Raw genomic sequence first — 15715 nt, 5'->3', positions numbered from 1 at the left:
TCAGCTCCCCTCCTGGACGATCTCGATACCATAGATGAACGGACTCGCCGACCCGCCGTCTTGCACGATCGAGAGGTCGAGCGTGCCGTCGTCGGCGGTGACTTCGAAGGACTTCGTCGTTGCGTTGTCGAAGCCAACGTCGGTCATGATGTCGTAGTCATTCAGTTTGGTCTGGCCCTCAGCGGTCACGTCAAAGATTCGCGTGCCCTCCTGATTGTTGGGCTCCCACTGTTCGATGAAGTAGAGGCGAACCTCGTAGCTCTCACCGGTGGTGGCCGGGAACGCATATTCTAACGTTGAGCCACTCGTCGGCCAGCGCTCGGTGACGAAGATCTGGTCCGGCGTATCTGCTGGAACACTGTCAGTAACGTTGAACTGCTGATCGTGTTCCGTGAGGTCGGCTCCGACCTCTAGATACTGACTCTGGGCAGTGTTGTTGTCAGCGGTCCAGTCGGGACTATCCGTCATGGTGATCTCGGATCCGCCCGTATTGACGCGGTAGAGGACCTGGTTGGTTGCAGGCTCGCTGACGGTGATCGTGGTCGTGGTGGTGTTGGTCGCACCGTCGTCGTCGGTAACAGTGAGGGCCACTTGATACGTTCCCGCGGTCGAGAACGCGTGAGAGACCTGTTCACTGGTCGCATCGGTGGTCCCATCACTGTCGAAGTCCCACTCGTAGCTCGCGATTGAGCCGTCGGAATCGCTCGACGCATTCGCGTCGAAATCGACAGCTTGGCCGGTCTCGACATCAGTAGTTGCGGCAGTGAACGACGCATTTGGCGCCTGGTTTTGACTGTCGTCACCGGGCTTGACGACCTCGATTCCGTACATGAACGGATTCTGACTCCCGCTCTCTTTGGAGAACGTGAGGTCGAGCGTGCCATCATCGGCGGTGACGTTGAACGACTTCATCGTCGCGTTCTTATAGCCGACATCAGCGACGGTATCGTAGTCGTTCAGCTTCGTCTGGCCTTCAGCAGTCACGTCGAAGACCCGGTCACCGGGGTTCTGGGCCTCGTTGTACTGTTCGATGAAGTAGAGGCGGACTTCGTAGGTCTCACCCTGCGTCGCCGGCAGATCGTAATCAATCGTGCTTCCGCCGGTGGGATACCGCTCGGTCTCGAACACCGCATCGGGCGTGCTCGCTGGGACCGAGGACCCGACATTGTAGGTGGTCCCCGTCCAGTCAGACGTATCGCCCGCCGTCTGCATATACTGGGAGTCCGATGCCCAGTCAGGACCGTTGTCGATTGCTGCAACCGTCCCACTCCCAGCGTGCAAGCGATGGATGACCTGCGCTTGACCAGGTTCGCTGACCGAGACGGTGACTGTCTGCGAGTCAGTCGCCTGCCCGTCAGTGGCAGTAAGCGTGAACTGGTATTGACCAGCGTCGCCAGACTGTGGGGCGAGCGTCAGCGTTCCCGTCCCATCGCCATTGTCGGTGATACTCGCGAAGCTTGGCAGGTTCGACGCTGACAGCGATAGCGCGTCACCATTCGGATCGGTGGCGCTGACGGTGAGCTGTTCAGTCTGGCCCTCCTCGAGGAACTGGTCGCTCACCGGATCGAGTGTCGGGTCGTTCGCGCCCGGCTCGTACTTCAATACGACAACGTTCGAGGTCGTGGTCTGGCCATTCGTTCCTTCGCTTGCGGCAACGAAGTAGTTGAAGCCGCTGTCGTCTGCCGGACTCGTGAGTTCGCCTTCGAGGTCAGTGAGCGTCACATTGACGGTAGCCTCACCGTCGGCGCCGAGGTCGACCGACTTGATAGTGTAGTTCTCGACGTTGTTCGCCTCATATGCCTCAATGTCGTAGCCGGGAGAGCCGTTGTACTCGGGGACATCTTCGAGCAACAGGGTCGACTCTGCGTGCATCAACTGGACCGAGGTTCCGGGCTGCCCGGTGACAACGATCGTCTGGCTGTCGTCACCGACTGTCGCCGCGGTGTGGCGCTCGGAGAGCGTCGTCGACGACAGCGAGACATCCTGAACGCCGAGAGTCGGTGCCATCGACGTATCAGTCCGCGCGACGGCCGTCGAGCCTGCGAGCGACCCGTTATTGAAGGTGTTGACAGACGACGTCGTACCATCCGCGTATTCGACCGTAACCGTGGCACCAGTTAGGTCGATGCCCGATTCGGGGCCAGCGAGTTCAGATTGTGCGCCGCCGCCGCCCTTGATGCTGTTCGGGTCGCCGTCCGTCGCAATGCCGATCGTTTCCCCGGACTGGAAGTCGTCGAAGTTGAGCTGGAGTTGCTCGTAGCCGTCAGTTCCGTCTTGTCCATTCTTCGGTTCGAGGAACTGGTGGCTAGCCAAGCCGGTACCGCCCTCGTTTACGATGCGCAGATCCGTGTTCCCAGGATTACAGCCACCATCACCCGCACAGGCTGTTGGGTCATACACGAAGTCTGGCAGGATGGCCGTTTCCTTGTCGATCGTTACCGATTCGATCGGCACGTCCCCCGAGTTCGAGATCGTCACAGAGTCCTCGAAGTAGGTGGTGGCGTGCTGGAGCGCAACCATCCCCGACGGGAAGGCGTCTTCGGTGGTTGTAATCTCCACCGTCGCCTCCGCGTCAGACGGCTGACTACCGGCATTCTGGTCATAGTCAAGGACAACCGGATCCGAGGTGAGACCAGTGTCGCCCTGATCGTCTTCGACAGTCGCAACGACGTAGTTGAGGCCGCCGTTCGCGCTGCTGTTCGTGAGCGTCATGTCGACGGTCGCCTCGCCGTTGCTGTCGAGCGTGACCGTCTGTTCGTCGAAGTTCAGGATTCGATTCGCCTCGTAGGGTTCGAGATCGTACCCACTCACGTCCTCGAGATTCAGTTCACCCTCGAAGCGAAGCACTCGAACGGTCGAACCAGGTTCCCCGCTGATCTCGATGGTCTGTTGGGCCGACGAGACGGTCGCAGCACTATGTCGAGCGTCGAGCGCACTCTCGTTGAGGGTCACATCCTGAACGTTGAGAGTCGGCGCTGCCGGCACATCCGATTTGGCCGTCGCGACGGCGCCTGCCGCACTGCCGTCGCTGAACGGCGTCGTCGTCTGCGTTGTCCCGTCGGCGTATTCGATTGTCACGGTAGTCCCAGTCGTCTCGAGGCCGGAAATCTCGAGCCCCTGTTGGATCGGCGTAGCGCCTTTGATACTCGTGGCGTCCGTGTCGAGCGAGGCGGTGAACGTCTCTCCCGGTTCGAAGTTATCGAACGTGAGCGTCAGTGCGTCGTAGCCGTCGTCGGGATTGCCATCGTGGGGTTGGCTGTACGTCGTCTGGAACCCACCCGCGCCCGAGGCGTCCTTAACCGCATTACCCGGCGTCCCACTGTCGGTCAGCGGACCGAAGACGATATCGGGCATGGCTGCCGTCGAGAGGTCGAACGTCACCGACTCGATTTGTTTGTCGCCGGTGTTTTCGACCTCGACTGCACCGGTTTTCCAGGTACTCGTATCGATGTTGTTGTTGCCTTCGTTGAGCGAGATACTGGCACTGCCTTCCTCGGCGGGCGCCGAGACGCTGACCTGCTCGGTGGTCGTCGCGGTCGCGCCGTCATTGTCGGTAACCGTGAGGGTAACTTGGTAGGTACCAGCACTCTGGAAGGCGTGTGAGACTTGTTCGCCGGTCGCATCGGTCGTCCCATCGCCGTCGAAATCCCACTCGTAACTCGCGATAGACCCATCAGGGTCGCTCGACGCTGCCGCGTCGAAATCGACGGTTTGGCCGGTCTCAACATCGGTAGCCGACGGAGAAACGGATGCGATCGGTGCTTGGTTCCCGCTGCCGTCACCCGGCTTGATGATTTCGATACCGTAGATTAGTGGGTAGGCGGTCCCGCCATCCTGCGCGAAGTCAATATCGAGAGTGCCGTCGTCGGCAGTAACGGTGAAGCTCTTCATCGTCGCGTTATCGAACCCGACATCGGCCATCACGTCATAGTCGTTCTGAACGGTCTGACCGTCGATATTGACATCGAAGATACGGTCGCCTTCCTGTGCATTTGGCGCCCACTGTTCGATGTAGTATAGCCGAACTTCGTAGGTATCGCCAGCGGTAGCCGGGAAGTCCCATGACATCTCTTGCCCGACGTAGCGTTCGGTCACAAACAACTGCGAGGGCGTACTCGACGGGACACTATCGGTCACGTTGAACTGCTGGTCGTGAACCGTCACGTCACCGTCGCCGACGAGGTACGGACTTTGGCTTTGATCGCTCGCGTTGTCGACCGTCCAGTTCGGTCCATCGTCAGCTGCCTGCAGTTCCGGGCCGCCAGCGTTGACGCGATACATGACCTGTGCGGTCTGCTGTTCGCTCACCGAGACAGTCTTGGTCACCGTCTCAGTCGCACCATCGTCGTCAGTAACGCGCAGCGTCACCTGATAGTCGCCGGCTGAATCGAAGGTGTGCTGGATCTGCGCGGTCGTGGTGGATTCCTCGAAGGTGCCGTCACCATCGAAGTCCCACTCATACTGGGTGATCGAGCCGTCATCGTCAGTGGCTTCGGCGTGGTAGGTCGCCGACTGTCCGGCGACTGGGTCGTGGACGTGGAAATCCGCCGTTGGTGACTGGTTTCCGTCGCCAATGGTCGCATTCGTCGCCCACATGTTGACGAGTTGCTGGATTTCCAGCTGGCCGATGGTTTTCCCGTCAGTTCCGGGCACCGGCTCCTCGCTGGCCCACCAGTTAACCGCCAGCTGGATCTCCTGGAGGCCGATAATGTCGGTGGGTGCGTTCTGACTTGCGACTGCGTCAGCGATACTCTGGACCTCGTTATCCCCACATTGTCCGACCTCGGTATACACAGCCGTATACGAGACATCAGAGTCGGGTGCCGTAATCGTACGCTCAGCTGGGCTACCGTCGGACCAGCTATCGAACTCGTACTGGGTGCCGTTGACACATTGGGTCTGCGGTGCGCTGACCGTATGCTGGAAGTCGATCAGCGTATCGTGGACGTACGGCGTCGTACGTGGGATGCCATCGAGGTACAAGTCAAGCCCGCTGGGCTGCGTGTCCAGCGTCACGTTAACCTTGTCAGGCTCGATAACTACCGTCTCAGTATCAGTCGCACCGTCGGCATCCGTCGCCGTGAGGTTGATCTGGTAGGCGGTGTCGTCGTGGAAGTCGTGTCCACTCGTCGGGACCGTGAAGTTCCCACTGCTCCCGGACTGCGAATCTAGGTATGGGTGCCAGTGCTCATTGTGCAGGAACCGGACCTGCCATTCGAGCTGGGATCCATCTAAGGAGCCGTCCTCTGGGTCCGTCGCCGAGCCAGCGAAGGTCACGTTGTCGCCAGCTTGGAAGGACGACCCGTCAGCCGGCATTTCGATCGTCGCTTCCGGCGGCTGATTCGCGCCCGCCTCAACGATCTCGATACCGAAGACGTTCGCGTTGTGGTTTCCGCCGTCCTGTGCGATTGTGATATCGAGGGTGCCGTTGTCGGCAGTGGCCTCGAAGGTCTTCATGGTCCCGTTCTTGTAGCCGACGTCGCTGACCACGTTGTAGTCGTTCAGCTTCGTCTCGCCCTCCGAAGTTACGTCAAGGACACGGTCGTTAGCCGGCTCAGCTTCGCTGTACTGCTCAATCATATACAGGCGGACCTCGTAGGTGTCACCCTGCGTGACCGGGAAGGCCCACTGGAGGTCGCCGTCCGTCTCGTAGCGTTCGTACTCGAAGACGGCGTCAGGCGTGCTCGGTGGAACTGCCGTCCCAACCGAGTAGTTGAGCTCACCAGTTTCGAAGGTGTTCCAGTTCGTCGTGCCACCACCATCGACGAGATATTGGCTCTGGGCGCTGGCACTGTCAGCCGTCCAAGTTGGTCCACCGTCGGTCGCCGGCAGCTCTGGGCCGCCAGCATTGACTCGATAGAGGGTCTGCTGGCCGTCAGTCGACGACACAGTAACCTGCTTCGTTTCGGTTGCGGTCGCACCGCTATCGTCAGTGACGGTGAGCGTCACCGTCGTGTCACCGCTGGTAGTGAAGGCGTGGGACGTGGTCTGGCCCGTCGCATCGGTCTGGCCGTCGCCATCGAAGTCCCACTTGTAGGACTGGACTGACCCGTCCGAGTCGCTCGATCCCGATGCGTCGAACGTCACCGTTTCGTCGACGCTAGGACCGGACGGCGAGTAGGAGAATGCAGCGTTGGGGGCCTGATTCTGGCTATCGTCACCAGGTTTGACAACTTCGACGCCGTACATGAACGGGTTTGCCGACCCGCCGTCCTGCGTGAACGCGAGGTCGAGCGTGCCATCATCGGCGGTGACGTTGAACGACTTCATCGTCGCGTTCTTATAGCCGACATCAGCGACAGTGTCGTAGTCGTTCAGTTTCGTGTCGCCCTCGGCAGTCACGTCAAAGACCCGATCACCGGGGTTCTGGGCCTGGCTGTACTGCTCGATGAAGTACAGGCGGACTTCGTAGGTCTCACCCTGCGTCGCCGGCAGATCGTAATCAATCGTGCTGCCACCAGTCGGGTAGCGTTCCGTTTCGAAGACCGAATCGGGCGTGCTCGCTGGGACCGAGGACCCGACCGAGTAGGTCGTCCCCGTCCAGTCGGACGTATCGCCCGCCGTCTGCATATACTGGGAGTCCGACGTCCAGTCAGGGCCATTGTCAATTGCATCGATCGCCCCACTGCCCGCGTGGATTCGGTGGACGACCTGTTCGGCGCCGGGTTCTAAGACAGAGATTGTAATGGTCTTGCTGGTCGTATCATCCCCATCGTTGGCGCTGATCGTCATCTGGTACTGGCCTGCATCGCCAGCGGACGGGGACAGTGATAGAGTCCCCGTGCCGTCACCGTTGTCAGTGAACGAGGCGAAGTCGGGCAGGTTCGACGCTGCGAGGGTCAGTGAGTCGCCGTCTGCATCCGATGCACTAATCGAGAGTTGTTTGCTTTCTCCTTCGTCAACGAAGACGTTCTCTGGTGCATCGATCGTTGGTTCGGCGTCAGTTGTTCCATCGTGCGAGACACGTTTCAGCGTCCCCGAGGCGATATCGAGGTAGTACAACGAGCCATTGGGGCCTTGATCGATTTCGACGACTGAACCCACGTCGTCGTCAAACATGGTGACACTGCTGACGTTACCACTGTCGTCGAAGGTGAGGTACTTCATCCAGCCCCGGACGTAATCGGCGAAGAAGTAGGCTCCATCGTACTGGCTTGGGAATTGGTCGCCATGATAGACGACACCGCCGGTTATCGAAGCCCCCGATCCCTCGTGTGGGTAGGTGTAGAGCGCATCAGTGTACGCTGGGTCGCTACACGTCCCTTCGCAGTCGGGCCAGCCGTAGTTCGCGCCCTTCTCTCCAATGTGGAGATCCTCTTGGGCCGTCGACTGCTGGTTGCCACCGACTTCGGCGATATAGTAGCGTGGGTTCTCACTCTGGAGGTCCCACTCAGCGCGGAACGGGTTTCGCAAACCGTACGCCCAGATCGCATCGACGTTCCCGCCTGGACCGTCGACGAACGGGTTATCTTGTGGGATAGTTCCGTCCTTGTTGACGCGGATAACCGATCCGCCCGCTTGCGTCAGGTCCTGTGCTTGTGAGCCGACTACTTCCTCACCGATCGTCAGATAGAGCTTCCCATCGGGTCCGAAGTCAAGCCCACCGCCGTGATGGTAGTTGTTCTGGCGCTCGTTGTTGTCTTCCCACACAACGAATTCGCTCGCTGTATCGGCACTACTGGTTAATCCGCCGTTGTTCTCTTGATGGGTGAACCGTGCAATCCGGTTTTTGCTGCTGGACTCCGGCGTGTAGTAGATATATATGTGATTGTTCTGCTCGAAGTTCGGGTCGAGGGTGATGTCGATTAGACCTTCCTCCCCCGCCGTGTCGAGATCAGACACAGTCATGTACGTAGACGAGTCCCCGGTTGCCGGATCGACAATGAGAACGTCACCACCCTTCTGTAACAGCAACGCCCGTCCATCGGGCAGGAACGTCATCGCAGTGGGCTGGTTCAACCCTTGCTTGACTGTTTCTGTCTGAAATCCTGGTTCTTGGAGTGCCGCCAGCCCGGGCCCAGCGACCCGCGAATACCCTGCTGTGCGGTCACGCGTCGAACCCGCGTCCACAGCGGACGTGGAGACATCGACCGTTCGCTGATCTTGATCGACAGCCGCCCCGAGGTCCATCGCTGGCTTGTCCCGAGAATGAGACTCGGCTGCAGCCACCCCAGACACGGCAACTGTCCCGGCAAACACTGATGTCAGCATCAGCGCCGAGAACAATACTGCTATCACTTTCTCCCGTTTTTGTTGCAAGATTTGCTCACCTGCTATGCCGGAACCCAACCAAGAAAAGCCGTATTGTTATGGACTATATGATATATAATATAGAAGTCCTATTGCTCTGAGAGTATCTGTTAACGTGTCTTTGAATAGTTCTATGTAGTTAACTGACCAGACAAATTCCAAATTTGCAGTCTATCTTTGAATAAATATTGTCATTTGTCCAAATTCTTCGCCGCTGCTAAAGCTGTGTTAGCGACATGTTCAGTCCCCGGTTACGAGATGCTACCCACCCCTTCATTGTCCGACAGCTAACAGTATAGACTACATTACACCAGATCTGAAGACTAGAACCAAAGCCATGAACTTCCGAATCGTGTCCTGAGACGGCTATCAACGTGGATTTTTTGCTGTCGCAGGCTCTTCCTTTCAGAGCGGTTGCGTCCTCGTAGATTGCTATTGCTATTAGTCGGTCGTTTCGAAGCCACTACCCACTTTTTGTGTTCCCTATACGGTAAAACTAACACAAGGAATATTTATGTTGACGTAATAAGGAGCTGTACGGGCTACTGAAGTCCCCCCTCATCAGTGTGCCCGTACCTCATTCACTGCCGGGCACTGTCTGCCCGGCCACTCCCTTCACTGTCGTGTCTCTTTGTTTGAGTTAGTTAGTGGTACAATCAGTTACAAACCCCGTGACAGGGCAACTCGGCATTTCTGTCCACCGCAGCCGCACCCGCACCGCAGAAGATGTCCTCCGCCGAAGAGGGTGGCAGTAGCCGATTCGGATTACTGTCTGAGGGGGTGCTTCAAAACGAATTCCCCGACCCAAGCAAGAGATAGTGGTGGCCGACCCCATGCATAGCAGCTCTACGAATTCGAACGGACACTTTCAGGGAGACTCGGGCGCGGTCTCGAAGCTCCCGAAGACAGGTTTCGAGGATTGCCATCGGATTCGAATCTGTGAAGGATGCAGATTCACGGTGCGATGCTGACCATGTTTTATGATCTACTTGGAAATAGCTCGGGCCCAGATTCTCATGGGTTTCGTCCTGATGCCACCCACATGACCACTGTGTTCCTAGTTCATTCTGTCTCGTTTGGAACTGCTACGGGCTTTATTGTGTTACCAGAGAAACCACTGGTATGGCGCTCGATATAGAAGTCCCGGAACCACCAGACCTCTCGAACCGAGGAATGCCGCATGGGTTCGAGTGGCAAGAAGAGACGCTGGGGTCAGAGGACTTCTACCGCGAGGACATCGAAGACTTGCTTCAGGAGGGTACGTAGAAGGAGGGATTCAATGAGTGGACCGAGTACACGAGTCTCGATGAAGAGCACGTTCGAATCGTCAGCGACCTCGGCTTGTTCCAGGCGTTCGACTTCTACTGGGATCCAACCGAAGACCGCCTTCGCTTCGACCCCCCAACGATTCCGGACGACTGGCGGGAGCGAGATGCGACTGAGTCGCTCGATTCGAGCACGGTTTCGATGATCGACGGTGAGCTGGACGACCTTGGCCGAACGGTACAGGAGGTATTGGAGAACTACCTCGAACGGGCCGACGAAGCGTCTGACTATGGTTGGGGTGAGGAAACGTACGGCAAACGCGAGGAGTGATCCCAGTCACTTCAGCCTGCCCGACGGCGTCCGAGATACAGATTTTCTCTGTAGATAAGCAATCGCCAATGCTCCTCGATTACGGTCGGAACGTGCTGACTATGCGCTCCGTGTTCAGTACGACGCTCCGAATCTTGACGCAATCTGATCGGATTCGCACTGGTCACCTCGCAACCCTACCGGCTGTTTCACGTGAGTATCTGAAGAATAGGATTTCAATTGAGAGACACTGAGATCGGGGTTCTATCCGTGGCCTGCATCGCTCAGTCAGATTACGAACTCACGGCTGCGACGACGTCGTCGACCGTGAACAGTCGAAGGTCGGTCCGCTCGGCGGCCGCTTCCTCGACGGAGGGTTTGAATCCGTTTCGCGAGAAAAGGGCATACTCCTCGATCCGGTCACCGCCGTCAGGCGGCGTCCAGCGGAGTTCCGCAACATGCTCCCGAAGCGTCGAGAACGCGTCGTAGCCGAGCGGTGACTGCTGGAACTTGCATTCGCCGACGATCAGCGTCTCGTCGGTCGTGAGCCCGACGACATCAATTTCGTGGTCGCTGTACCACCACTGGCCGGTTTCGGTAATCGTGTGCTCTGGATAGAGCGTGCGGAGGGCCGAACAGCACAGGTCTTCGAACGACCGGCTCACAAAGTCGGCTAACTCCGGTTCGACGAGCGCGTCATAGGCGTCCGCGCCGAGTTGGTCGTATTGCTCGCCGGTGCCGTAGACGAAGCGGAACCAAAAGCGGAAGAATGGGTCTCTGATGCGGTACCGACTGCGTTTGCTCCGTTCTTTCTGTTCGGTTACCGGGACGTGTTGATCGACAAGGCGGAGTCGAGACAGACGGTTGAGATACTTCGAGAGTTGGTTATAGTCGATCCCGGTCGTTCCGGCGATCTCGTTTCGACTCGTGTGCCCACCGGCGATGGCCTCCAAAATGGAGAAGTACCGCGTCGGTTCGGTGAGTTCCATGCGGAGCACGTAGTCCGGTTCGTCGTGGAGGGTGCCATGCCGGGAGAGAATCGTCCGCTGAACGTTCTCAGCGAGCGTGGCGTCGGACGAAACCTCTTCTAAGTAGTACGGGACGCCGCCAAAGATTCCCCATGTGCAAACTTGTTCGTCTGCGGTGTAGCTATCGTCGAAAAATTCCATCGCTGCGTCGAACGGGAGCTGTCGAATATCGAGCTTGAGCGACGAGCGGCCGTACAGCGGGCTATTCCCGAGCAGGGCCGCTTCTTCCATCATGCTGATTGATGACCCGACGAGGACGAACGTCGCCGCCGAGTCGTCGAGTTCGTGGTCGAACATGGCCTGCAGCACGGATGGGAGGCTCTCATCTTGTTCGACGAGGTACGGGAACTCGTCGAGAACGATGATCGCGTCCTGTTCGGCGAGGTAACTGAGAATACTTTCCCACTCTTCCCGGATTCGTTCCACGCCGGGGTAGGATTCCGCGGCCGCGTCGATGAACTGCCGGAGTTGGAGGGCGGTCGTTTTTTGCTTCGCTTGATAGACGACGGTATCGTCGTCCTGTCGGACGGATTGCTTGATGAGCGCGGTTTTCCCGAGCCGTCGCCGTCCGAATATCACCGCGAGTTCGGCGTCGTCTGAGTCATAGAGGGCGTGGAGGCGAGAGAGTTCCTCCGTTCGGTTCACAAATTCGGCCATAGTGACTGCACTACCTCGACAATAATAATACTTCGTAGAATCATACTCTGAAGTATGATACTCTAGATTATCGTACTCTGATTTGGCTACTCTGAGTTAACGGATAATTAGGAGTTGGACCAATGACATCCTCCCATCCCTGATGGGGTGGGCTTGTCAGTGAATACTTGTTCTGCCGACGTGGTGTCGGACGCCACTTCAGTAGCAGTCATGGGAGTGACGATCGAAGGCGAGCTATCGGTCCCTTCCAAGATTGTTCCGGCCGCTTCCGTTGACTGCACCCGCACCGCAGAAGATGTCTGCCGCCGAAGAGGGCGTCATCGGTCGACCCGAATTGCTAACGCTGGGAGAGCCGCCAAAGCGACGATGGCTAACCAACAAGACCACAATAGGCTGTTGGTTAGCGACGTAGTGAGTATCGTAGAGATGAGCTGCTATCAGAGATCCGCCTGTGTCCGTCACACCAGTTGTGACGGCGTCGAATACTGCCGTCGCCTCTCTCGTGTTATGTACACTCTCTCGGCGTCTGAACAAGAGGGCGCCCGCCCAGTCCTGCAGCTAACAAACAGCAGTGTCGACGACGGCAGGACACGTGCCATCGTGTTCCCACGGTTCGGTCGGAGCCAGTTCTCTCCTCAGTTCACCGTCGTCACGGGATCACTCATCTGCGCCCGTCACAACGGGCGTGACACCGCCCGTGGTTGCTTTGTCCTCGCTCCCATCCAAGAGATCCAGCCCGACGTAGCGCTTATCCAGCAAGCCCTCAGCGGTCTCTGTGTCCATCGCTAGTAGTTCGGTCTGGTCTTGCTTGCGGCCAACCTGCCGCGTCTTATGGACGAGATCCGTGCCACCCAACTCTTGGAGTTTGTCCCAGACCCGTTTGATCGTCTGACGATGGGGCATCGACCCCAGTTCCGCTAACAGGGCATCTTCGACATCACTCTTCGTGAAGAACACACCACTCCCATCAGTCCGTTCGGTGGCGAACTCGGGCCAGCGTTTCGCGACGTTGATCGCCCGGTAAGTGTTTTGGCGGTTGGATTTTTCGACGAACAGCGTCTTGATCTTCTGGCTGCGGCAGTTCGCGAAGAAATCGAGTGGTGAGGAACTGGGTTCGATGCCAGCTGGGAGTTGCTCGGCGTCTTCTTGCTGGTCAGTGTCGGCTTCGAGTTGTTGGGCCTTGGCGATGGCACTTTTCGCCACCTCGTGGGTCTGTTCTTGTTGGGTTTCGAGGTCGTCTATCTGGGACGCGTTCTGTTCGCTGGTGGCACTGGCTGTGGTTGCGATATCGTGGGTGCGTTCTTGATCGGTTTTGAGGTCGTCGATGGTATCCTGAAGGTCAGCGACCGTGTCGACGAGCGTTTTGAGCAGCTGTACGACGAGTGGGTCAATCTCGCGGTCGGCCAGTTGCGTAACGAGGTCCTCGAGGGCGGGCTCATCCTGGCCGATGGTCATATCGAGAGCGTCGGCGAGGGCCGCGTCGTTGTCGTCGGCGGTACTGTCGGGAGTGGCAATTGGGTCAGACATCGCTGCAGCGCCCGTCCCGGAATCGAACCAGGGCGACCGACCACGGTACGGGCGATTGGTATCGGGAGAGTATGCCGGGTTACCAGGCGAGAGAGGCTGGGCTGGTCGACATTAGTGGGATCCACCGTCAGCGACGGGGCGGGACACGGGACACAGCGTGGCGAGCGTCTCCGCGTAGCGAGTGAGTTGGTGCTGGCCAGCGTCGGTCAGGGTATATGCGTTCGTGCGGTCATCAAGCGGGTCACGATTGACGAGGTCCACGTCGACGAGTGTATCGAGGTTCTGGTAGAGACGACTGTGGTTGATCGGCTCGCCGTAGCGCTCGTCGAGGTAGTCCTTGAGCGCGAGACCATAGGGTTCCTCGTCGACGGCCGCGATGGCTTGCAGGATGTCCCGTTGGAAGCCCGTGAGGTCGTGGATCGTCATGCTGGAGCTCCAGCTTTGTCGGAGTGTTTGGGGCTTGGGTGGGCAAGCTGGGTGTGGCGGCGACTGCAGTGGTCTGGGGTTCTCCAGGCGTGCGCTGGCGAGCGATGCGACTTATCGTGGGTGGGCTCATCAATCATGGGTTAGTGCGACGCCGTCGGTCGGTGTGGGCGCCGTCTATCTCACGATATAAGTCCGACTCCACTTATTGTTTTCCACGTGTATAATATTATTCTCGTGTCCATAGTTATCAGCGAAGTTATAAATTATCATGAGCGAGTATACCCGGTATAGATGGGAGATCGTGGCCCAGACCAGCGTGTTTCTGACACAGATATTCTCAAAGAGATCGCTCTGTCCCCCGATCCAATCGTTACCGCCTCTGAACTCACAGAAAAACTCCCATACAGCCGGCAAAGAGTGAACCAGATACTGGATGGCCTCGTTGAAAATGGATGGATTGACGAGCGGGAAGTAGGCGCTCGTGCAGTCGTCTACTGGCTCACAGAAGAGGGGCAGAACGAAATCGCCAGAAGCTAGTCTTGAACGCGCCACCAACCGACCGCTCTGCTTCCCGCTTCTTTACGTTCAACAGCACCTTCATCGAGTAGTTTCTGGAGTCTATAATGGATAGCTTGGCGCTGAACGTCTAATTCATCAGCAATCTCAGTCGCAGTAAGGAACGGCGCATCTGTCTTTTCGAATTGCTGTAGAACTTCTTCTGCCGTGAGCCGATCTCTATTCGCTACCATCGTTCAATCTATATGTAGATACGAGACAAAGGTTTTTTGAATATTGGACACGTGTCCAATAGTAGGAACACACGCGTTACTGGGCGATTTTCACGAAATCGCCCCGGTGTTAGAGCACCGAGGCGTGCGGTTCCGGGCAGAACCAATGGTAACTACGCAAGCCAATCCACAAGAACGTATCGCCCGCGATCGACTGACTCAGCGCCCGCTTTTCGTTGGCGTCGACGGCGACGAGGCTGCCCACTACTGGGACAGCTACGAGTATGCAGTCGTCGTTGTTGACGAGAATCTGGAGGCTGAGAAGTTCGATCTCGATGAGACGCCGCTAGGGACGCTTCGTGATTGGTGCGAACACGCACGCCAGAACCGTGGTTGGGACGTCGGACCCAACGTCGGTGGCTCACTGATCGACGATCTCTTGGGAGGTGTCGAAGCATGAGCTGTACCGTCGAACAACGGGAACAAGTGCAGAGTGCTGCACGAGCAATTCGTGAAGAAGTGCCGACTGCGGCCGTCGACGTGATCGCACCCAACGCCAGTCAGTATGACGCGTGGACGCTCGAAGCAGTGCTTCGTGAGACGACAGGAGTTCCGCCCGAAGTACTTCGAGAGTTAGCACTAGCTGAATTGACGCTGCAGCCGACACCGTCGCAAGCCGAGTATCAGCACGTTACCGCAACCGTGTAGCTACCGGCATGCGATCGTCCACCGTTGTTACTCACTTTCTAGATTGGGGCCACTTTCATCGACCCTAGGGTTCAGGGAGTACTGCAGGTTGATAGGACCAGCTTTGCGTGAACGGACTATATATACGGGCCCATGGCTCGGGATTGAGTCAGGGTTACAGACGGATCCTTGAGCTATCGGTTTATCTGTGATTTTTCCTCCCAATTAGAAGTAACGCTGTTATAAGAATAATATCCAAATATATTTGGGAAAGAGTATATCGAAGTATAATAAATGGCTATTCAGTAAATAGCGGGGACCCCACAGCCATGTGGAGGGAACGGGCAATCTGACCTAGTCTATTAATGTGTGGTGTCTGATTTATGATGTGTCGAACGATATTTGGTACCTTTCGTTGGTCCCAGCTGCGAAAAGCAACGTTTAAATGAGTGGTACAAAGTCACCAGACCACGATTGGCGATATTCAACCACGCTTACGAATTGCAGACCACAACCATGGCCAGGCAGCCACACAGTGCTCTGTTCCTGACAGCTCCCGGCGGCCACGCTCCGTATGGACAGCACGACTACAATCAGTATTGGTCCAAGACGACAGCTGCAGAGTATTTTGGGGAGACCGGTGTGGACTTAAAGAAAATGCGAAAGGGAGCCTCCATGGCATCGATGAATCGATTGCAGAGTTGAGCGCATACAGTCCGTCCTCCGGTCCCGTGGCATGGAAGATGAGACGCTGATCGTCCACGTAAGCGACCACAGCGAGGTCATATCAAACGGCGACGGACAAGAGGTTCGCTCGTCAAGCACTGCCACTTCCAT

At 57.4% G+C, this 15715-nt stretch carries 10 protein-coding genes; 5 read left to right on the top strand and 5 right to left on the bottom strand.

Annotation, left to right across the window (positions count from 1 at the left end; all coding sequences use genetic code 11):
* On the bottom strand, positions 1 to 8238 hold the full coding sequence (locus E4S61_RS26175) for a malectin domain-containing carbohydrate-binding protein (RefSeq protein WP_394346452.1): 8238 nt from the start codon (positions 8236 to 8238) through the stop codon (positions 1 to 3).
* Positions 8239 to 9372: 1134 nt separating this feature from the next.
* Here E4S61_RS26175 and E4S61_RS25870 point away from each other — a divergent pair.
* Both E4S61_RS25870 and E4S61_RS25865 read left to right on the top strand, forming a co-directional pair.
* Positions 9373 to 9516, top strand: a complete 144-nt coding sequence (locus E4S61_RS25870; RefSeq protein WP_209309505.1) for a hypothetical protein — start codon at positions 9373 to 9375, stop codon at positions 9514 to 9516.
* A gap of 75 nt (positions 9517 to 9591) precedes the next feature.
* Positions 9592 to 9846 (top strand): hypothetical protein, encoded by a 255-nt coding sequence (locus tag E4S61_RS25865; protein WP_209309504.1) that lies wholly within the window; start codon positions 9592 to 9594, stop codon positions 9844 to 9846.
* A 272-nt stretch (positions 9847 to 10118) separates the two neighbouring features.
* Here the strand turns inward: E4S61_RS25865 and E4S61_RS14805 are convergent, their stop codons facing one another.
* The 3 genes from E4S61_RS14805 to E4S61_RS14795 form a co-directional block, all read right to left on the bottom strand.
* A complete protein-coding gene (locus tag E4S61_RS14805) occupies positions 10119 to 11510 on the bottom strand; it encodes an ATP-binding protein (RefSeq protein ID WP_135304750.1) in 1392 nt (463 codons plus the stop codon).
* A 657-nt stretch (positions 11511 to 12167) separates the two neighbouring features.
* Positions 12168 to 13037 carry a hypothetical protein gene (locus E4S61_RS14800; RefSeq protein WP_135304749.1) on the bottom strand — a complete coding sequence of 290 codons (870 nt, stop codon included), beginning with the start codon at positions 13035 to 13037 and terminating at the stop codon, positions 12168 to 12170.
* A gap of 111 nt (positions 13038 to 13148) precedes the next feature.
* Complete coding sequence (locus E4S61_RS14795; protein ID WP_135304748.1) at positions 13149 to 13463, bottom strand: PadR family transcriptional regulator; 315 nt, start codon at positions 13461 to 13463, stop codon at positions 13149 to 13151.
* A 291-nt stretch (positions 13464 to 13754) separates the two neighbouring features.
* On the opposite strand from E4S61_RS14795, the gene E4S61_RS14790 reads away from it, so the two are divergent.
* Positions 13755 to 14000, top strand: a complete 246-nt coding sequence (locus tag E4S61_RS14790) for a MarR family winged helix-turn-helix transcriptional regulator (RefSeq protein ID WP_135304747.1) — start codon at positions 13755 to 13757, stop codon at positions 13998 to 14000.
* Here the strand turns inward: E4S61_RS14790 and E4S61_RS14785 are convergent.
* A complete protein-coding gene (locus tag E4S61_RS14785; RefSeq protein WP_135304746.1) occupies positions 13997 to 14212 on the bottom strand; it encodes a winged helix-turn-helix domain-containing protein in 216 nt (71 codons plus the stop codon). The genes E4S61_RS14790 and E4S61_RS14785 overlap by 4 nt on opposite strands.
* Before the next feature lie 145 nt (positions 14213 to 14357).
* On the opposite strand from E4S61_RS14785, the gene E4S61_RS14780 reads away from it, so the two are divergent.
* Both E4S61_RS14780 and E4S61_RS14775 read left to right on the top strand, forming a co-directional pair.
* Entirely contained in the window at positions 14358 to 14651 is a 294-nt protein-coding gene (locus E4S61_RS14780) for a thioredoxin domain-containing protein (RefSeq protein WP_135304745.1), read from the top strand.
* Positions 14648 to 14899 (top strand): hypothetical protein, encoded by a 252-nt coding sequence (locus tag E4S61_RS14775; RefSeq protein ID WP_135304744.1) that lies wholly within the window; start codon positions 14648 to 14650, stop codon positions 14897 to 14899. The genes E4S61_RS14780 and E4S61_RS14775 overlap by 4 nt, the downstream gene beginning before the upstream one ends.
* Positions 14900 to 15715: the final 816 nt, after the last annotated feature.

Source organism: Haloarcula amylovorans, assembly GCF_004681185.1.
Taxonomy (GTDB): Archaea; Halobacteriota; Halobacteria; order Halobacteriales; family Haloarculaceae; genus Haloarcula; species Haloarcula amylovorans.
Note: the sequence above shows the minus strand (reverse complement) of the source record. Positions and strands in the feature narration are given on the sequence as shown.